This window comes from Streptococcus sp. Marseille-Q3604 (genome assembly GCF_916619785.1).
GTDB lineage: Bacteria > Bacillota > Bacilli > Lactobacillales > Streptococcaceae > Streptococcus.
In genome coordinates this window covers 799,929-820,263 of record NZ_CAKAKM010000002.1, presented here as the reverse complement: position 1 = coordinate 820,263, position 20,335 = coordinate 799,929, and the positions used below count along the sequence as shown (strand labels likewise).

The window sequence follows — 20,335 nt, the reverse complement described above, 5'->3', positions numbered from 1 at the left end:
TTTCTAGCTTATTATTTAACTGCGATGAAGTCTGCACCTTCAGCAACTGAACCAGTCGCTACTGATGAAACATCTTCGAAGTCTGCAGTGTTTGTAACGATAACCATAGTTGTATCGTCAAGACCTGCTTCAGTGATTACTGAGCTATCGAAGGTAGCCAAGACATCACCTTTTTTAATACGTTGATTTGCTTGAACTTTAGCATCAAATCCTTTACCGTCAAGTGAGACAGTGTCGATACCGATGTGGATAAGCACTTCAGCACCTTTATCAGATTTAAGACCGTAAGCGTGACCTGTTGGGAAGGCGATTTGCACTTCACCATCAAATGGTGCGACTACTTGGTTTCCTGAAGGTTTAATAGCGGCACCTTTACCCATAGCTCCTGATGAGAAGACTGGGTCATTAACATTTTCCAAAGCTACAACTTCACCTTTAAGTGGTGCAGCGATTGTTTCGGCTTGCAATGCAACTGGAGCTGATTCTGCAGATGCAATATCTTCAGCAACAACTTCTTTTTGAGCTTCAACTTCTTCCTCTTTGTAACCGAAGATCCAAGTAAGAGCAAAACCAAGAGCAAGTGTTACAAGTACCATGATCACATACTTAAGCACTTGACCGTTAAGGTAAAGAAGAGTACCAGGAACGATTGTTACACCAAATCCTGTACCAGCGAGGTTAAGGATTGAGGCCAACCAACCACCAGCAGCACCAGCGATAAGACCCATGATAAATGGTTTACCGAAACGAAGGTTAACCCCGAAGATAGCTGGTTCAGTGATACCAAGTACCGCTGAAAGAGTTGCAGGGAAAGCAAGTGCTTTCAATTTAGCATCTTTAGTTTTAACACCCACTGCAAGTGTCGCACCAGCTTGGGCAGTCATAGCAGCTGTGATGATAGCGTTAAGTGGGTCTTTACCAGTATTAGCAATGAGGTTAGCTTCAAGCAAGTTAAAGACGTGGTGAACCCCTGTAACGACGATAACTTGGTGAACTCCACCAAGAACAAGACCAGCAAGACCAAATGGCAAGTTAAGAATCCATTCTGTAGCAGCAAGAACATAGCTTTCAACAGTATGGAAGACAGGACCAATGATAAAGAGGGCCAAAGCTGACATTACTGCGAAGACGATAAGTGGACGCAAGAGAAGGTCAAGAACGTCTGGAACCCATTTACGAACCCATTGCTCGAACTTAGCACCAAGCAAACCTACGAAGAAGGCTGGAAGCACTGAGTTTTGGTAACCTACTACTGGAATAAAATCAAAGAAGTAAATTGGTTTAGCAGCACCTGATGCAACATCCCAAGCGTTAGGAAGGGCGTTGTTAACCATCATCAAACCAAGAACCAAACCAAGAAGTGGTGAACCACCAAATACGTTAAAGGCTGACCAACAAATCAAGGCTGGGAAGAAGGCGAAGGCTGTATCTGTCAATACAACTGTGTAAGTATAGAAATCAGTAGCAGCAAAAGCTTTTGATGTTGTACCGAACAAACCAAGAACTGTATCGTTATTGATTGCTCCACGGATACCCATGAAAAGACCAGTCGCTACGATTGCTGGAAGCAATGGAACGAAAACGTCACCGAATGAACGGATAGCACGTTGGAACCAGTTACCTTGTTTAGCAGCTTCTGCTTTTTGTTCGTCTTTAGATGCTGTTGGAAGACCTTGAGCAACGACTTCGTCGTAAATCTTGTTAACAGTACCTGTACCAAAAATCATTTGGTATTGACCTGAGTTAAAGAAAGCACCTTGAACTTTTTCAATGTTCTCAGCCTTTTCTTTATTGATTTTGTTTTCATCTTTGACCATCACACGTAGACGAGTCGCACAGTGAGCAACACTGTTGACGTTTTCACGTCCACCGAGGGCATCGATGACTTCTTTTGCAATTTGTTTGTTATCCATTTGCAAAATTCTCCTTAATAAAATTTGGTATGAAAGCGTTTAGCTTTTCTTTACGATAACTATTTTAGCATCTTTCTGCCATATGTCAACCGTTTAGCATATTTTTTTATTTTTTGTTATAAATCGTTGATTTTTATAGGTAAAACGTTTACTATATTATTAACAAATAGATTAGGAGATTACTAAATATGAATCTACCAACAGAAGTTCGTTACCGTCCATACGCAGATTGGACAGACGAAGAAAAAACAAAGATTAGAGAAAATGTCGCTAAATCACCTTGGCGTGCAAGTTACCATATCGAACCAGAAACAGGGCTTCTTAATGATCCAAACGGTTTTTCTTACTTTAATGGTAAGTTCCAACTTTTCTACCAAAGTTGGCCATTTGGAGCTGCTCATGGTTTGAAACAATGGGTGCATACTGAAACTGAAGATTTGGTTCACTTTACAGAAACTGGTGTCAAACTCTTGCCAGACCATGAAAATGATAGCCACGGTGCCTACTCAGGTTCTGCTTATCAAATCGGTGATAAACTCTTTATCTTCTATACTGGGAACGTTCGTGATGAAAACTGGATTCGTGACCCACGTCAAATCGGCGCTTGGATGGATAAAGACGGCAAAATCGAAAAATTCGACAAGGTTCTTATCAAACAACCTGCTGACGCTACTGGGCACTTCCGTGACCCTCAAATCTTCGATTACAAGGGACAATTCTATGCTATCGTAGGTGCTCAAAACCACGATAAACAAGGTTTTATCAAACTTTACAAAGCTGTTGATAATGATGTCGAAAACTGGGTTGAAGTTGGAGACCTAGACTTTGGTGGTACTGGCTCAGAATACATGATTGAGTGTCCTAACCTTGTCTTTGTAGATACCAAACCTGTTCTTCTTTATAGCCCACAAGGTCTTGATAAAGCTGAACTTGACTATGGCAATATTTACCCTAATACTTATAAGATTTTCCAAGATTTCGACCCTGAGAAACCTGCCCTTGTTGATGGCACACCAATTATTAACTTGGACTACGGGTTCGAAGCTTATGCTACTCAAGGATTTAACACTCCTGATGGTCGTGCCCTTATTGTTAGCTGGATTGGTCTCCCAGACGTGGACTATCCAACTGACAAATACGACTATCAAGGTGCTATGAGCTTGGTTAAAGAATTATCTATCAAAGATGGTAAACTCTACCAATACCCAGTAGAAGCTATTACAAGCTTACGTGCTAGTCAAGAAGATTTCTCTGAAAAAACGGCAACAACTAACACTTACGAGCTTGAACTTAACTTTGAAGCTAACACTCAAACAGAACTTGTCCTCTTCGCAGACCAAGAAAGAAAGGGCTTGTCACTTACTGTTGATACTGAGAACGGAAAAGTTATCCTTGACCGTTCTAAAGCTGGTGAACAATATGCTACTGACTTTGGAACAAGTCGTGAATGTACACTTGATGCCGGTCAAGCTGCAACAGCAAACATCTTTGTAGATAACTCAATCGTTGAAATTTACTTCAACAAAGGTGAGAAAGTCTTCACTAGTCGTGTTTTCCCAAGTGCAGAACAAACTGGTATCAAAGTAACGTCAGGAAACGTTTCTGGACACTACTTCGACTTGAAATACTAAGGTGATTTATGGTCGCAAAGCTTACTGACGTTGCCGAACTGGCTGGTGTGAGCCCAACCACAGTTTCTCGCGTCATAAACAAAAAGGGCTACCTCTCACAAAAGACCATTGACAAAGTTCACGCTGCTATGCAAGAACTCAACTATAAACCAAATAATTTAGCTCGAGGCCTCCAAGGAAAGTCGGCCAAACTCGTTGGCTTGATTTTCCCAAATATTTCCAATGTATTTTATGCCGAACTTATTGAACGTCTTGAGGATGAACTCTTTAAGCAAGGCTATAAAACCATTATTTGTAATAGTGAGCATGATCCTAACAAGGAGAGAGACTATTTGGAGATGCTTGCCGCCAACCAATGTGACGGCATCATCTCGTCTAGTCACAATCTTGGTATTGAGGATTATGAGAAGGTTGAAGCTCCCATCGTTGCCTTCGACCGTAATCTCGCCCCAAAGATTCCTATTGTTTCGTCTGACAACTTTGAAGGTGGCAAGTTAGCCGCAAGAGCTATGGTCAAGGCTGGCTGTCAACGCATTGTCATGATTACAGGCTATGATAATTCGGATTCTCCAACAGGACTTCGTCAACTAGGTTTTAATTATGAATTGGACAAGAAAGGTATTATTTGTCCTGTTCCAAACGATTTGTCTCTCATGCGACGAGAATTAGAAATCAAATCTATTATCTCTCGTGAAAAACCAGATGGCATCTTTGTTTCGGACGATTTAACAGCTATCTTGGTTATGAAGATAGCTAGACAATTGGGACTTTCTATCCCAGATGACCTAAAAATCATCGGTTATGACGGTACCGCCTTTATCCGTCACTTCTACCCAGAGTTAGCAACTATCCAACAACCTTTGGATGAAATTGCTAAGCTTTGTGTCGAAATTCTTCTCAAGAAAATTAAAGGCAAAACAGTTAATCGTGATTATGTACTTCCAGTGAGTCTGATTGCTGGTGGCAGTATATAAATGAAAGTCGCAAGAAATCTCCGCTTGCGACTTTTTCTTGTTACATTTGTAGAAAAAAAGAAGTTGAAACAACGTTCAACTTCTTTTGCTTATGCTTCATCTGTCACAAACTGACTAAGTACACCATTAATGAACTTAGCAGATGTTTCATCAGAATATTTTTTAGCGATTTCAATGATTTCGTTAATAGCTACACGTCCTGGTGTTTCTTCAAATGACGTGATTTCATAAAGTCCCAAACGAAGGAGAGTACGATCTGTCACAATCAAACGTGAGAGGCTCCAACCCTCTTTCAACTTTTCTTCAATTTGACTATCAAGTTGGGCCAACTCTTCACGGACACCTGTTACTAGGCTAAGAAGAAAGGCTGGTACATCAACTTCAGTTTCTTCGTCAATTGGCTTGTCATAAGTGTAAGCGAAATGTGCTTGTTCCAGAGCTTCTCCACCAAATTCAAGGGCAAAAAGCGTTTGAAAAGCACGCTCACGAAGGTCACGACGTGAATCTTTAAAGATATTAGTCATTCAAAAAATCCTCGTTAAACAATTCAGCCAAGTCTGGTTTTTGTGACTTTTCAGTAACAATAGATTCAACGTGAACATTGACTTCTGAAATTGCCACTTCTGCCATATCATAGACAGCTGCTTTAACAGCCTTTTGAATTTCAATTGAAACCGCTGGTACGTTAACCCCATACTGAAGTGAGACGTAGATATCAGCATTTACAGTACCATCTTCTTCTGTTCGGAGGTAAACACCACGTCCCAAGCTTGTTTTGCTGAGACTATCCGTAACATTTTTATTTTGAAGGGCGTAAACACCTTCCACTTTAGTTGCAGCGATACCTGTAATCACTTCGAGCACGCGAGGGGCAATTACAATTTCACCGATATTTTCTGTAGTCATCGCATGTTTCCTTTCCGTTAGTTTGGAAAATAAAGCCTTCAAACCAGTGGTTTGAAAGACTTAGTTGGGCTTAGGCACGTGATACGTAAGTACCTTCAGCTGTGTTGATAACCAATTTTTGACCAGCTTCGATAAAGTCTGGAACGTTAACCACAAGACCAGTTTCAAGTGTTGCAGGTTTACCTGAACCTGTAACTGTTGCACCTTTGATTGATGGTTGTGTTTCAGTAACAGTCAATTCAACAGTTGTTGGCACTTGAACACCAATAACTTCTGTTCCGTAGAATTGGATTTTTACGTCTGAGTTTTCAAGGATAAATTTCAATTCTTCTTGAACGTTGGCTACTGGGATTTCATATTGGTCATATGTTTCAGTGTTCATGAAGTATGCAGTATCATCCATTTGGTACAAGTATTGTGCTGGTACTGTTTCGATGATTGCTTGTTCAAATTTTTCTTCTGGACGATAGCTAGTATCAAAAGTTGAACCTGAACGAACATCACGCAATTTCATACGCATGATTGTGTTACCTTTACCAGGTTTGTGGTGGCTAGCTTCAAGAACTTTGATCAATTTGCCATCGTTAGTTACGAAAGTCATACCCGCACGGAGTTTACTTGCTTCAATCATTATTAAATACCTCTTTGTAAAAAATTATTATCAGTTTATTCTACCATAAATGATAGCATGGCTCAAATGTTTTATAGATTCAAGCCCAATCCTCAGGCTTTTTTCAAAGAACAAACTAGTCATCCATTCCTAAGTGAACCTCTGGAACATCATGTTGCAAATAAGAAACGCCTTTTTGTTCCATCAATTCAATCGCAAAGGGATGGGGCCTATAATTAGCTTTGTATGTAATCTTAACAATACCAGCTTGCAAGAGGGCTTTGGTGCAGTTGATACAAGGAAAATGAGTCACATAAATCTCTGTATTTTTGGTAGAAATCCCCTCTTTGGCACATTGGATAAGGGCATTCATCTCTGCGTGTACCGTACGAATACAATGACCATCTTCCATATAGTGGCCTACTTCGTTACAGTTATCAGTCTCAGAAACGCCGCCGTTATAACCTGTAGCGATAATACGCTTGTCCTTGACTAAAACAGCTCCAACAAAGGCACGATCACACGTAGAACGCTTAGAAATCAGCTCTGCATTAGCCATAAAATAATCTTGCCAAGATAAACGGTTTGGCATAAAGTATTCCTCCAAATCTTAGAGAACAATCAATTCCTTAGGCGCAAGGGTAATCAATTCACAACCATTTTCTGTGATAATGATGTCATCTTCGATACGAACACCGTATTTACCAGCCAAATAAACACCTGGCTCGTCCGTCAAGACCATACCAGCTTCGATAGTCTCATCAGAGTTACCAAAGTAAGGAATCTCGTGAATGTCAAGACCGATACCATGTCCAATACCATGTGTAAAGTAGTCACCGTACCCCGCTTCGACAATAACATCACGCGCAACCTTATCATAGTCACGACGTGTCATACCAGCCTTAGCTGCGTCAATCAAGGCCTGGTTAGAGCGTAGAACGATATCATAAATTTCACGCTCCTCATCTGTGGTGTCACCAATATGGATAGTACGAGTCATATCGCTAACGTAGTGGTTGTAATAGCAACCAAAGTCCATCGTTAAGGTTTCACCAGATTGGATAACCTTTTCTGAAGCAACCCCATGAGGCATAGCAGAACGGTAACCTGAAGCAATGATAGATTCAAAGGAAACCCCTGAAGCTCCGTACTCACGCATACGGAAATCTAGGAAGTTTGCCACTTGTAGTTCTGTTGTTTGACCTGGTTTAATAAAATCCAGTACATCTGTAAAGGCACGGTCTGAGATAGAACAAGCCTTACGGATAGTTGCCAATTCTTTTTCGTCCTTGATCATACGCAACTCTTCCATGAAGTTGCTTTGTGGTGATAAAGTGTAGCCTTCAAAAATCGCTTGAAGACCTTGATAGTAAGCAAATGATACCTGATTATCAAATCCGATTGTTTCCAGTTTATCAGCCTCGATAATTTTAACAATATCCTTAAGTGGGTCCTTACTTTCGATAATATCAAAGCCATGCACGGATTGTTTGGCAATGAGGGTATAACGTGAATCGGTTAAGAAGAGGCGACGATTCTTAGTGATGAAGACAGTCGCATTTGTCCCCCAGAAATCTGTCAAATAATAAATATTGTTTTGTCCTGTCACCAACAAGGCATCAAGGCCTGATTGGGCAAGTTTGGCATCAAATCGTTCAAGTCTACGTTGCATTATGAATTACTCCTTTGGTATTTTAGGTTAATTATACCAAATTTTCAGATTTTAAAGGATTAAATTGACATTTTAGATTGTTTTTTTGAGGTCATAAAGAAAAAGCCAGATCAAACTCTGACTTTATTAGCATTACACAAAGGCTCGCTTTTCGTAGATAGTTGGTAATCATATTTGATAAATTCTTTTATTTCTCCAACTTAGAAAATAGTCTGTTAGATAAATTTCCCTAAAAGACTTATAAGCAGATCTGTTAGATTCCTAAAAACTTGCTTAATTTGAGACATTAGGCTAGTAACAGACCCTTCAGTATGATTAATTACATCCTTATCACTATCCTTGATAGTATCTTCAGAAGGGGACTCAGGTAAGGGATTTTCCACCTTCTCTACTACTTCTGTTCCCTCTGGTGCCTCTGTTTTCTCAGTTTCTTCCTTGAAAACAGCCTGATAAATAGCTCGGGCATCTGGAGCACTGCCAAGATAGCCAGAAACCAATTGACCATTTTTGAGACGAATGACACTTGGAGTCCCTGGAATTCCTAACTTATCAAATAGTATTTTACGAGACTCACGGTCCAACTGATCTGAATCTGTATTGTAATAAAGAAGCTGACCATCAATCAGGGTATTGAAATCCTTCAAAACCGGAGAATTTTGACGACAATAGTAGCAGGTTGGCCGGCCAACATAAAGGATATGGTCCCCGCCATCTTCAGTCAACATATTTGTGACATCACTATAAGAGACTGGCTTCAGGTTTTCAAGATTCTTTTCATAAGTTTCAACCGAGATCTCTTCGGACCTTACTTCTGTCTCAACCACTCCTGTCTGTAATGATTGAGGAAGCGAATTTTCCTTTGTCTCACTAATAGATTCAACTTTCTCAGCTACCTGTTGAGAAGCTGTTTCAGAAGAAACTTCCACATTCTCTACTTCACCATTCTCAACAGAATTATTGGATAATTCGACTGTAGATTCCTTAACATCTAACTCATCCGCTGCTCCACTAAGCACCGCCAACTGGCAAGTACCTAAAACAAAACTCGCCATCAAAATAAATTGTATTTTCTTCATGTATTCTCCTTATTTGTTTACTGTGTTACATCTTACTTTTTACCAATTAACAAAAGCAATGGTACCATGACACTAATTACCATGTTCCTCTCCTTTTTCTATTTATATTAATATTTTAGCCACTAAGTCCAAGCTATGACTTCATTATAAGAGCTTAACGAAATAAAAAATAGTGACATAGATGTCACTATTCCATAGGATTAAAGATAAAAAGAAAAGGCTAAGCAAATAAACTCAACCTAAGACTATAGTAATCAACAGAGAAAATCATTTCTCCTTATCCTTACCCGCTACCCTAAGTGCAAACAAAGAAAAAGCTAGCGAAAGTGTTGACCAAACGAGACAATGGTCAATAAAGGCAACGCCTTCGGTGAAACTTAGCGTAGCATTTATGATCACAATAAATAGCCAGACAATCACGATAACAATGCTTAAGCTTCTAATAAGATTATTCTTCTGTTTATCCATACTCCTCTTTCCCATATCTGGTGCTCATGGTAACTTCTAATCGCCATAAGGAGGTCTTCTTTTCAACCACCATTTGTTCCAACCCAATCGTTCAGGTAAGGTTTGAGTTTTAGATACAAAACCACCCCCTGTAACACTTTCTAAGATTTCAGCATTGAGCTCTTCACCATATGCCTTAGTTCGCATTCTTATTTCTCCTTTCTTTTCAAAAATAAATACAGCAATGACCACTTGGACTATACAAAGATTTAGTCGTCTTGGAGACCTAGTGGATTTGGGTATAAGGTCATTATAAGTTCTCCCTTTTCAAAAAAATAGTGACATAAATGTCACTACCACTGAACACAAAAAGACAGGCCTTTATAAGACCTGTTCCAAAACTTGTTTATTTCTACGGTGTTTCAGAATAAGATAAAAAATTACTTCAAAAAGGAGAAAACTAAAATAAATTCCTAAAACATAAAGCAAAGTTTCCCATTTATCTGTTGCTGATTGAAAATGGCCGTGATGATCCACTGTACGAATACTAATTAAAAGACAAATATCTAGAAATAAGGCTAGAAGAATACCATTAAATCCTATAAAAAAACGCTTTTTAACCATAGTCTGGCTCCTGTATCTTTTTTCTTAACCATAGAATAGCAAACTCAACTTAAACCAGCCTAAAGCAAAAAAAACTAGGAAGATCATCTTCCTAGTTTTCTATAATTTATCTTAGTGTTTACGTTTGTAAGTTGAGATACCAAACAAGGCCAATGCTGATGTCACCATAGCTGCACCTACTGCTGCACCTACTGCTGTTGATTTTTCACCAGTAGATGGAAGAGCTGGAGCCTCTTCTTTAGCTGCACCTACTGCTGCAGAAACTGCTGTTAGTTTTTCACCAGTAGATGGAAGAGCTGGAACCTCTTCTTTTACAGGAACTGATGTTGGTGTTACAGGTTTAACTAGAGCTTTACCTTTAAATTTAGATGTTTTAGCAAATCTTTCACGTTTAACATTTGATACAGTGTCTGGAGTTTTTGTATCATTTGCCAAGATTTTTTCTAAATCTTCAACAGATAATTCTGGTAAATCAACTACTGGTGGATTATTTGTAACCCCCCAAGTATAATTTTCCATATCATATTGACGTTTGATTTGTAAATATTTATCGTATGTTTCTTTCGCTTCTTTTTCAAGAGATTTAAGTGCTTCTAAAGCATCTTTAGCGTTTTTACTAGAAACTTCTAAATCTTTACGAGATTTTTCTAACTCTTTAAGAATTAACGTATGATTATTTTTAATATATTCTAAACGTTCTTTCTCTTCAGTACTATTTAGAATTTTATTATTTAAGCTAGTTAATTCAGTTTCTAAAGATTTTAATTCAGATTTTAATATTTCTTCATTCTTTTTAGCACTATCTAATTTTGATTTTGCATCTTGTAATTCAGAATTAGCCTTAGCTAAATCACTTAATAATTTAATAATGTCGTTTTTCACTTGTTTTGCTTGACTATTATCATTATCAATTACAGCATTAACTTTATTTATTTCAGCTTTTGTTGAATTTAAAATTGATTCATTATTATCATTAGCTTCTTTTGCACTATTGAATGCTTGAGTAGCTGTATTAAGTTTAGATGGTTTATTTTGCTCTTGTTTTAATTCATCTTCACGTTTTGCTAATTCTTTTTCTTCAGCAGCTTTTTCATTTTCAATACGTGTTATTTCAGATTTCGCTTTTTCTAAATTAGCTTTTAATTCTGTAGTATCTTTAACTTCTAATAACGGTAGAGTTTTTTCAGATTTAGCACCCCATAATTTATCGAATTTTTCATAAATTGGGTTCCCGTTGTCATCATAGTCTGTTACTCCATAACGCGGAGGTACACTTACTACACCTAATCTTAGCCAGTTATAGTATTTACTATCTGATGGTGTTAACACGAAGTATGTTCCAAACGTTTGGTCTTCTGTATTCATTAAGTGTTTAGCATGATAATAATGATTATTCGCTCTTCCTTCATGGTAGAAACGTTGTACTGATTGATAGATAGAATCGAATAGGAATTTTCTTGCTACCATATTTGATTGAGAGTCGTCTTTATCAACCGATTTTGCATCTAAACTTTCAAATCTATTGTACACTGTTCCTCTATCAGTTTTATCAATTCCATTTTCGTATGCAGCTTTGTTAATAGAGCGATTATCGTGGTCTGGATCTTTAAATCCACTTTCTTTTGTATATTTAGCAATATCTTGTGCAAATTTTAATACGTTTAAGTTTGTTTTAGCTGGCGCTAGGCCAAATTGTTTACGTACTTGATTATTTAAGTAGTTAAAGTATTGTGTTAATAAAATTTGGTCTTTTTCAGATAAATTATTAACATCTACTTTTTCACTATTAGAATAATCAATAGAATCTGTATCTAAGATTGGATATTTTTTAACTGCTTCTTTTTCTTTAGCAACTACACTTCCAATTGTTTTTTGTTGTTCTTCAAATGAAGCTTTTTGATATGCTTTTAATGCATCAACAAATTCTTGATCGAATTTAATTTCTGTTAAGATTCCTTTAATTCCAAAAATAGCTTCATTAATAGCTTCATTTTTCTTAATTTCATCTTCGGTTTTTTCTTTTTCTGCTTTTACATTATCTAATTGTTTTTGTTTATTATTTAAAACAACTTTTTGATTATCACGCTTAGCTTCTAATTGTTTTATTTTGTTTAGATTTTCTGCTTCTTCTTCTTTTGCCTTGTTTAAAGCGGCTTGAGCTTTTTCTAACGCTTTTTCAGATTCTTCTTTCTCTTTTGCTATTTTATTTAATGACTCAGTTAATGTATTTAGTTTATTTTTATCTTCTTTTAACTTCGCTAAAAGTGAAGATTCTTCACTTTGTTTTGATTTAAGATCTTTTGCAATACTAGATGAATTTTCTTCTTTCTCTTTTGCTACTTTTTCTTTATCTTCTTTATCTTTTTTCGCAGTTTCAACTTCTGATTTAGACTTATCGATTTCCGTTGCAACATTTTCTTTATTAGATTCTAACTTTTTAAGTTCAGCTGCTTTTTCATCAATCACTTTATCCGTAACATTTGAACCTTCTTCAGCATCTTTTTCCAGTTTATTAACTTTTTCAGAATCTTTTTTGCTAACTCAACCTTTATATCTGCTTCTTTTTTTTCTAGTTCCAGTGTTTTTTCAGCTTCATCAGACTTTTGCTTTTCTTTAGCAACATCAGCTTCTGTTGTTTTTCCAACTTCCGTTTTTATCACTAAATTACTCTCATTATTTGGAGTTTCTGTTTCTGCTGTAGTGGCTGCTGAACTTGGTGTTGCTGAAGGTGCTGACGCTGTCCCTGTTGCTGGAGTAACAGAACTTGAAGCCACTGGTGCCTCTGATACGCTACTTGTAGCAGGCGTCGCACTTGTATTCAGCAATGACTGTGTCGTTTCAGTTAACGCTGTTACTGGTGCAGAGGCTGATACCGACGTATCAGTGTTTTCATCTGCTTGTGCACTTGTGCCAATCATGACTAAAGTACAAAGTAACACCGAACAAACCCCGATATTCAATTTTCGAATTGAAAATCGACTTTTCTTTTTGTTGAATAAATCGTTAGACATTATTTTTCACTACAATTGGAAATCTCACTATCCAATTGCCCTTCCTAAATAATACTCTAATCCCCCTTTCCATTATATTATCACAAAAATGTGGATTTTCAATAGAAGATAACATTTATTTATTATTTTCTTATTTTATAATCTTAGAAAGACTAATTTCTACACACTTATTACAAGAGTCAAGACAGCCAATGTATTCTCATATAAAGAGATTTTATTGAGAAACACTCTACACTTAGCCTCGAACTCCTCTCCTTAGTTTTTAAAATATAATAATCTGACAACTATTTTTATCAGTCTTTTTTAATGTTTGTTTTAAACACAAAAGAGACCCACCCTTTCGGGATGAGTCTATTTTTTCGAAAACTGAAATAGTCTAACTAACTATGTTGAGGGATTTAACCTATTAACTATTTAGTCTTCTTTTTTGCGTTTCCCTGCCAAACCAAGTCCAGCTACCGCAAGGATTCCTCCGAGAGCCATAGCTGCCATAGACGCATCATCACCTGTTTCAGGGAGTGTTGGTCCTTTAGGATAAACAATATTTCAAAAACGCACTAGAAACACATTACTCAAATGCAAAATTGGAGGGGACCAATAAGCTTATCAAAGATATTAAACGTCTGGGCTTCGGTTTTAGAAACTTTATTAACTTTAGGAAGCGTGTTTTCATCACTCTGAACATAAAAAAAGAGAAGACCTATCAGGTCCTCTCTAGATGTTAGCTTTTCGTCACCCACTACAGTTGACAAGGAGCCACAAAAAAAGACTCATAGAGCCTTCTTCTTTTATTTCAATTTTTCTTTCAAATATTGTCCCGTGTAGCTTTCTGGAACAGCTGCTACTTCCTCTGGAGTTCCTGTAGCTACGATGGTACCTCCACCGACACCGCCTTCAGGACCCAAATCGATGATGTGGTCTGCGGTCTTGATAACATCTAGATTGTGCTCAATCACGAGAACAGTGTTGCCATCATCCGCAAAACGCTGAAGCACCTTCAAAAGACGAGCAATGTCATCTGTATGGAGACCCGTCGTCGGTTCATCCAGAATGTAGAAAGACTTCCCAGTAGAGCGTTTGTGCAACTCACTAGCCAGTTTCATACGTTGAGCCTCACCACCTGATAGGGTTGTTGCTGGTTGTCCCAAAGTCACATACCCGAGCCCCACGTCCTTGATAGTCTGAACCTTACGAGCAATCTTAGGAATAGCCGCAAAAAAGTCAACTGCGTCATCAACTGTCATATCCAGAATTTCAGCAATATTCTTGCCCTTATAACGAACTTCTAAGGTCTCAGAATTATAGCGTGTGCCATGGCAAACCTCACAAGGGACATAGACGTCAGGCAAGAAATGCATCTCAATCTTGATAATACCATCACCAGAGCAGGCTTCACAACGACCTCCCTTGACATTGAAAGAGAAACGCCCCTTCTTGTAACCTCGAATCTTGGCCTCATTGGTTTGAGCAAAAAGATCACGAATATCGTCAAAGACGCCTGTGTAAGTCGCTGGATTAGAACGAGGTGTACGCCCAATTGGACTTTGGTCAATATCAATCAATCGCTCGATATGTTCAATGCCTGTCACTGATTTGTGTTTACCAGGTTTCTCACTATTACGATTGAGCTCTTGGGCAATTTTTTTCTTGAGAATTCCGTTAACCAAAGTCGATTTTCCTGAACCAGAAACACCTGTGACTGCAATCAACTTTCCAAGTGGAAACTTGACAGATACATTCTTCAGGTTATTCTCGCTAGCTCCTGTAACCTCGATAAAACGATCATTACCCACAGAACGTTCCGTCGGTACAGGAATTGATTTAGCACCTGACAAATATTGCCCGGTGATTGATTTCTTGTTCTTAGCCACTTCCTCTGGGGTTCCAGAGGCCATGATTTGACCACCAAAGGCACCAGCACCAGGTCCCACATCGATAAGCCAGTCAGCCTCACGCATGGTATCTTCATCATGCTCTACCACAATCAAGGTATTGCCAAGGTCACGCATCTTTTTAAGACTTGAAATCAAGCGATCATTGTCACGCTGATGAAGCCCAATAGAAGGCTCATCCAACACATATAGGACTCCAGAAAGGTTAGAGCCAATCTGTGTCGCCAAACGGATACGCTGACTCTCACCACCTGAAAGGGTTCCAGCCATACGAGAGAGAGTCAAATAATTAAGGCCTACATTATTTAAGAAAGTCAAGCGATCCTTGATTTCCTTAACAATTGGACGAGCGATCACTCCTTCATTTTCACCTAATTCAAGGTTATCGATTTCCTTAAGATGATCTGAAATAGACAAATCAGAGATTTGACCAATATTTAAGCCATTCTCACCACCAACACGAACTGAGAGTGCCGCTTCGTTAAGACGATAGCCATGACAAGTTGGACATGACAGCTCATTCATATAACCTCTCATGACATTGCGAGTGAAATCACTATTGGTCTCGTGGTAGCGACGATTGATATTAGTCACAACCCCTTCAAAAGGAATGTCAATATCACGCACCCCACCAAAATCATTAACATAATGGAAATGGAATTCACGATCCCCAGATCCGTAGAGAATCAAATCTTGTTCTTCTTTTTTAAGTTCTTCAAATGGCGTATCCATATCCACGCCGAACTGCTCCATAGCCTGCTCAAGCATGGCTGGATAATAGTTGGACGAAATAGGATTCCAAGGCGCCAGAGCACCTTCACGTAAGGTCTTACTAGCATCAGGGATAACCAAATCCATATCAACTTCTAGTTTATTACCCAAACCATCACAGGTCGGACAAGAGCCAAATGGCGCATTGAATGAAAAGAGACGAGGCTCCAACTCTGGCACTGTGAAGCCACAAACCGGACAAGAATAATGTTCTGAGTAAAGCAGCTCATTATAATCCATGGTATCCACAATCAAGTAGCCATCTGCTAAACGGAGGGCCGCCTCCACCGAATCAAAGAGACGACTACGGATACCATCCTTATTCACCAAGCGGTCCACAACCACTTCTATATTATGCATTTTAGACTTAGACAACTCTGGCACTTCTGTGACATCGTAAATCTCACCATCTACACGAACACGAACATAACCGTCCTTCTGCACACGCTCAAAAACGGCCTTGTGTTGCCCTTTTCTACGACGAACAATTGGTGCTAAAATCTGCATACGCGTACGCTCAGGAAGAGCTAGAACCTCGTCCACAATCTGTTCCACAGAGGACGACTGAATGGCTCCATGACCATTAGGACAATAAGGAACACCCACACGCGCATACAGGAGACGAAGATAGTCATTAATCTCCGTTGCCGTTCCGACCGTCGAACGAGGGTTTTTGCTTGTTGTTTTCTGGTCAATGGAGATGGCAGGACTCAAACCATCAATCGAGTCCACATCAGGTTTCTCCATATTTCCCAAAAACTGGCGGGCATAGGCTGAGAGACTTTCCACATAACGACGTTGCCCCTCTGCATAGATGGTATCGAAGGCCAAGGAAGACTTACCAGAACCTGACAAACCCGTCACCACCACCAGTTTATCACGCGGAATCTCCACATCGATATTTTTTAAATTGTGAGCTCTTGCTCCATGAATCACTAACTTATCTTGCATATTTTTAAGAGGCCCTAGCCCAAAAGCTACTGCCGCTCCTTTCTACAGACGGATGGAAAATCCATCCCGACTTTCTCTCATAATTATAACAAAATTTCAATTTATCCAGCCCAAAAATGTTTCAAATGTAGTATAATGGTGGAGTGTCTAAAAAAGGCAAGGAACATCATCCCAAGCCTCATTTGACAGCACTAAAAAAAGCTAAGAGCAGTGTTTATTGGACTTAAAAGCGATTGTAAAAATCCTTTTATAATCAAGACGCTAGCGCTTACTTAATGACGAAGGAGGGGTTCCCATTGAAACAAATGTTCTTATCCACCGGAAAAGAATTCAAAGAAATTGAAACATTCGAGCCTGGTGCTTGGATTCATTTGGTGAACCCTTCCCAAGAAGAAGCCATGAAGGTCGCAGAACGGTTTAACATTGATATTCAAGACCTCCGTGCCCCTCTGGACGTGGAAGAAACTTCACGTATCGATGTCGAAGATGACTACACCCTAATTCTGGTCGACGTTCCAACCCATGAAGAGCGTAATAACAAAAGCTACTACGTCACTATTCCATTGGGTATCATCGTTACCGATGAGGTGGTTGTTACTACTTGTCTTGAGGACATTAGTCTCATGGATAACTTCCTCAACCACCGTGTACGTAACTTCTACACCTTCATGAAGACCCGTTTTGTCTTTCAGATTCTCTATCGCAATGCTCAACTTTACCTAACTGCCCTACGCTCTATCGACCGTCAGAGTGATAAATTGGAAGCTCAGTTGGAAAATGCGACTAAAAACGAGCACTTGATTGACATGATGGAATTGGAAAAATCCATTGTCTACCTAAAAGCCTCACTTAAAATGAATGAGCGAATTGTCAAAAAGCTAACAGGTAACGCCTCTAGCTTGAAAAAATATATCGAGGACGAAGATCTCTTGGAAGATACGCTGGTTGAAACCCAACAGGCCATTGAGATGGCAGGCATCTATGAAAATGTCTTGAATGCCATGGCTGAAACCTCTGCCTCTATTATCGGCAATAACCAGAACACAATCATGAAAACACTCGCTCTCATGACTATGGCTCTGGACATCCCAACCGTTATTTTCTCCGCCTACGGTATGAACTTTAAAAACAATTCTATGCCTCTAAACGATTTAGATAACGCCTTTTGGGTCATCTTCTTCATGGCAGCCTTCGGGTCATCCTGCGTTGTTATCTACTTTATCAGGAAAAAATGGTTCTAACATAGAGCCTCTTCTTTTCCCTAAACTACAAAACTAAAAAATAATACTATTTATCGAAAGGTCATCTCATGGACATCCAAAAACTCACCAAGAAAAACCAAGAATTTATCCACATCGCAACTAACCAACTCATCAAAGATGGTAAATCAGACCAAGAAATCAAAGACATTCTTGGCAATGTCATTCCTGAACTTATCGAAAATCAGAAAAAAGGAATTACAGGACGTGGACTCCTTGGTGCTCCAACTGTTTGGGCTGCTAGTTTCTCTCCTGAAAAACACCAAAAACCTGAAACTGATAAGCCTACCAAAGAAGTGCCAGAAACAGATAAAACACCTTGGAAGATGTGGCTTGATACCTCACTCTTCCTTCTAGCCATCGTTGCTATCATGAACGCAATCTTTGGTTTCTCAGGTACACAAACTAGCTACGGTCTCACAACCCTTCTTTCAGTGTCATTCATTGGAGGTCTTGCTATGTATACCCCTTATCACTACATCTACCGTCACAATAACAAACCAAAAGAAGAACGTCCAAAATGGTGGTTCAGCATGACCGTCATCACACTCTCTTTTATTGCATGGTTTGCTCTCTTCAGTCTTACAGCCCTTCTTCCAAGCTACCTCAACCCTGGTCTTTCACCAATTGTGATCCTTATCATTGGTGTCATCGCTGGTGTTGCCAAATACTTCTTCAAACGTCACTACAACGTTCAAAGTACTTACGCACCTGCATCTTAATCAATCTCAACCTCAAGCACCCTTATGATATGCCCCCTGTCAAGTAGACAGGTTAAATATCTAAAAAGTGTCTGTTTTTGAAGGTCAGTCGTACAAAATAAATGTACGGCTGTTTTTTTATGCAGACCACTTAGACTTGTACTTTTCAATTTTGTTATTCTTAGCGATTGGGTATGACAAAGGATGTTCTGATGATAAGGCAACGTTTCTTACTTCTAGAGGCGTTTTACAGTCATACCTACTTTGTGGACTCTCTTGACAGTAAAATCGGATATAGTCTTTGATGGCATATCGGAGGGAGGCCTCATCTGAAATCTCATACATCTGATACATTTCCGATTTTATAATTCCCCAAAAACCTTCTATTGGTCCGTTATCAATACAATGGCCTACTCTTGACATGGATTGAACCATATCAGTATCTTTCAGCTTTTTTTGAAAGTTCTTATTGGTATATTGAAACCCTCTATCGCTGTGAAATATAGGCTTAGCTGTGGGATTTTTTTCAATAGCTTTGTTAAATGTTTTGAAGACTAGCCGATTGTCATTTCGACCACTTATGACAAAAGCAATAGGATAACGGTCATATAAATCAAGTATGGCACTAAGATAGAGTTTCTTATGAGAGTTAGGAATCTTAAACTCTGTAACATCTGTTACCCATTTTTTGTTCGGAGCAGTTGTATAGAAGTTTCTTGCTAACTTATTTTCTACAGTCTCTTCAGGCTTAGCAGTCTTGTATTTTTTCTTTTTCTTACGGATAATGGCGTGAATATCGAGTGTTTTCATAATTCGGTGAATTCTCTTTCTCGAGTAATTCGTATGATTGAAATGATTGATCCATTCTGTCATTCTTCGATATCCCAAGATATGCGAGAAACGTTCGTCATATTCTTTAATTAATTCCGCAATTTCGCTGTTTAATTGTTCTTGTTCTGGAACTATTCTATGTTTCCATTTATAAAATGCAGACCTCGTAATGCCGAGCTGATGACACATCCAGCTAATGCTCCACCCTTTATTGGTGTTGAAGTCTTCGATCGCTAAGTATTTTGATTCGTGGCGCTGTTTGCCTAGCCTCACATCCTTCCGAATTCTTTCACTTTTTTTAAGAGTTCAACAGCCATATCCTTTTCTTCTAACTGACGTTTTAAGCGCACATTTTCTCTTCGTAAACGTTCTAATTCATCAACCTCATCATCTAGTTTGTGATGACCCCTTTTGTCAACTAAACCTTCTTCACCATCACTATCATACTTTTTCACCCACGAATACACTTGGCTATAAGAAACATCATAAAGTGACGCCGTTTCCTTATAATTGCGATTGTGTTCAATACAATAGTTGACAATCTCTTTGCGTTCATCAATAGTGGTTTTACGTCTTGTTTTTGCCATATAGACCTCCCGTTTTGGATTGTAATCCTTAAGTTCTATATTGGCATTATACATCCTAATCCACTTTCTTAAAAGTCCTGAAGAAATATCATACTGATGACCTAAATCAATAGATGAAGCCTCACCACTAATACATTTTTCTACAAGTTCCATTTTAAATTCTTTTGAATAGGAACGGTTTTTTGTTTTCTTTGTGAATCCTAAAATCCCATATTTTTTATAGATGGCAGCCCAATCTTGAATCGTCCTTGTGGAAATATGGAGACAGTTACATATTTCAGATCTGGAACGATTACCATTAATATAATCGAGACAAGCTTGTTCTTTCTCGTATGGGGTGAACCTTTCTCTTCTAGACATAAAAATACCTCTTAAGTAGATTTTAGGTATTTACCTTGTCTACTTAAGAGGTATCATATCATTATGGGTGCTTTTTTACGTCAGAAATCTTGACACAGTTGGCTATTCTATACTAGAAT

General features: G+C 38.7%; 20 protein-coding genes and 1 pseudogene. 5 read left to right on the top strand and 16 right to left on the bottom strand.

Going from position 1 to position 20,335, the window contains the following annotated elements:
* Positions 1-11: 11 nt before the first annotated feature.
* Entirely contained in the window at positions 12-1,913 is a 1,902-nt protein-coding gene (locus tag LG375_RS08595) for a sucrose-specific PTS transporter subunit IIBC (RefSeq protein WP_002884626.1), read from the bottom strand.
* A gap of 188 nt (positions 1,914-2,101) precedes the next feature.
* On the opposite strand from LG375_RS08595, the gene LG375_RS08590 reads away from it, so the two are divergent.
* On the top strand, positions 2,102-3,544 hold the full coding sequence (locus LG375_RS08590; RefSeq protein ID WP_002891827.1) for a sucrose-6-phosphate hydrolase: 1,443 nt from the start codon (positions 2,102-2,104) through the stop codon (positions 3,542-3,544).
* A gap of 8 nt (positions 3,545-3,552) precedes the next feature.
* Positions 3,553-4,518 (top strand): LacI family DNA-binding transcriptional regulator, encoded by a 966-nt coding sequence (locus LG375_RS08585; protein WP_008535584.1) that lies wholly within the window; start codon positions 3,553-3,555, stop codon positions 4,516-4,518.
* 89 nt (positions 4,519-4,607) lie between these two features.
* On the opposite strand, the gene nusB is transcribed toward LG375_RS08585, so the two are convergent.
* From nusB to LG375_RS08525, 12 genes are all read right to left on the bottom strand, one after another.
* Positions 4,608-5,042: a transcription antitermination factor NusB gene (gene nusB / locus LG375_RS08580; RefSeq protein ID WP_002884506.1), complete on the bottom strand. Its 435-nt coding sequence runs from the start codon at positions 5,040-5,042 to the stop codon at positions 4,608-4,610.
* Positions 5,035-5,424: an Asp23/Gls24 family envelope stress response protein gene (locus tag LG375_RS08575; RefSeq protein ID WP_002884704.1), complete on the bottom strand. Its 390-nt coding sequence runs from the start codon at positions 5,422-5,424 to the stop codon at positions 5,035-5,037. The genes nusB and LG375_RS08575 overlap by 8 nt, the downstream gene beginning before the upstream one ends.
* Before the next feature lie 70 nt (positions 5,425-5,494).
* The gene (gene efp / locus LG375_RS08570; protein WP_002891830.1) at positions 5,495-6,055 is read right to left on the bottom strand and encodes an elongation factor P; all 561 of its coding nucleotides are present in this window, start codon (positions 6,053-6,055) and stop codon (positions 5,495-5,497) included.
* Between the two features lie 115 nt (positions 6,056-6,170).
* Positions 6,171-6,626, bottom strand: coding sequence for a deoxycytidylate deaminase (locus LG375_RS08565; protein ID WP_002884736.1), 456 nt, complete (start codon positions 6,624-6,626; stop codon positions 6,171-6,173).
* A gap of 18 nt (positions 6,627-6,644) precedes the next feature.
* Positions 6,645-7,706 (bottom strand): M24 family metallopeptidase, encoded by a 1,062-nt coding sequence (locus LG375_RS08560; protein WP_225745626.1) that lies wholly within the window; start codon positions 7,704-7,706, stop codon positions 6,645-6,647.
* 215 nt (positions 7,707-7,921) lie between these two features.
* The gene (locus LG375_RS08555; RefSeq protein ID WP_070437967.1) at positions 7,922-8,782 is read right to left on the bottom strand and encodes a thioredoxin family protein; all 861 of its coding nucleotides are present in this window, start codon (positions 8,780-8,782) and stop codon (positions 7,922-7,924) included.
* A gap of 267 nt (positions 8,783-9,049) precedes the next feature.
* Complete coding sequence (locus LG375_RS08550) at positions 9,050-9,250, bottom strand: hypothetical protein (protein WP_037604727.1); 201 nt, start codon at positions 9,248-9,250, stop codon at positions 9,050-9,052.
* 36 nt (positions 9,251-9,286) lie between these two features.
* Complete coding sequence (locus LG375_RS08545) at positions 9,287-9,436, bottom strand: hypothetical protein (RefSeq protein WP_225745625.1); 150 nt, start codon at positions 9,434-9,436, stop codon at positions 9,287-9,289.
* 174 nt (positions 9,437-9,610) lie between these two features.
* On the bottom strand, positions 9,611-9,853 hold the full coding sequence (locus LG375_RS08540) for a DUF3923 family protein (RefSeq protein WP_037602605.1): 243 nt from the start codon (positions 9,851-9,853) through the stop codon (positions 9,611-9,613).
* Between the two features lie 111 nt (positions 9,854-9,964).
* On the bottom strand, positions 9,965-12,319 hold the full coding sequence (locus LG375_RS08535; protein ID WP_225745624.1) for an SEC10/PgrA surface exclusion domain-containing protein: 2,355 nt from the start codon (positions 12,317-12,319) through the stop codon (positions 9,965-9,967).
* Positions 12,316-12,864 (bottom strand): YSIRK-type signal peptide-containing protein, encoded by a 549-nt coding sequence (locus LG375_RS08530; protein WP_225745623.1) that lies wholly within the window; start codon positions 12,862-12,864, stop codon positions 12,316-12,318. Before LG375_RS08530 ends, LG375_RS08535 begins: the two co-directional genes overlap by 4 nt.
* Positions 12,865-13,278: 414 nt before the next feature.
* Positions 13,279-13,407, bottom strand: coding sequence for an LPXTG cell wall anchor domain-containing protein (locus LG375_RS08525; RefSeq protein WP_183136466.1), 129 nt, complete (start codon positions 13,405-13,407; stop codon positions 13,279-13,281).
* Here LG375_RS08525 and LG375_RS08520 point away from each other — a divergent pair.
* A pseudogene (locus LG375_RS08520) lies at positions 13,401-13,582 on the top strand (transposase); the annotation flags it as partial. The gene LG375_RS08525 and the pseudogene LG375_RS08520 sit on opposite strands and share 7 nt — an antisense overlap.
* Positions 13,583-13,652: 70 nt before the next feature.
* Here LG375_RS08520 and uvrA read toward each other — a convergent pair.
* Positions 13,653-16,478, bottom strand: coding sequence for an excinuclease ABC subunit UvrA (gene uvrA, locus LG375_RS08515; RefSeq protein WP_225745622.1), 2,826 nt, complete (start codon positions 16,476-16,478; stop codon positions 13,653-13,655).
* A gap of 296 nt (positions 16,479-16,774) precedes the next feature.
* Between uvrA and LG375_RS08510 the strand changes: the two genes are divergently transcribed.
* Both LG375_RS08510 and LG375_RS08505 read left to right on the top strand, forming a co-directional pair.
* Entirely contained in the window at positions 16,775-17,719 is a 945-nt protein-coding gene (locus LG375_RS08510) for a magnesium transporter CorA family protein (RefSeq protein ID WP_013991181.1), read from the top strand.
* 68 nt (positions 17,720-17,787) lie between these two features.
* Positions 17,788-18,459, top strand: coding sequence for a DUF1129 domain-containing protein (locus tag LG375_RS08505; RefSeq protein ID WP_073689414.1), 672 nt, complete (start codon positions 17,788-17,790; stop codon positions 18,457-18,459).
* 117 nt (positions 18,460-18,576) lie between these two features.
* On the opposite strand, the gene LG375_RS08500 is transcribed toward LG375_RS08505, so the two are convergent.
* Both LG375_RS08500 and LG375_RS08495 read right to left on the bottom strand, forming a co-directional pair.
* Positions 18,577-19,542, bottom strand: coding sequence for an IS3 family transposase (locus LG375_RS08500; protein ID WP_225745497.1), 966 nt, complete (start codon positions 19,540-19,542; stop codon positions 18,577-18,579).
* Entirely contained in the window at positions 19,539-20,216 is a 678-nt protein-coding gene (locus LG375_RS08495) for a helix-turn-helix domain-containing protein (RefSeq protein WP_225745621.1), read from the bottom strand. The genes LG375_RS08500 and LG375_RS08495 overlap by 4 nt, the downstream gene beginning before the upstream one ends.
* Positions 20,217-20,335 lie beyond the last annotated feature (119 nt).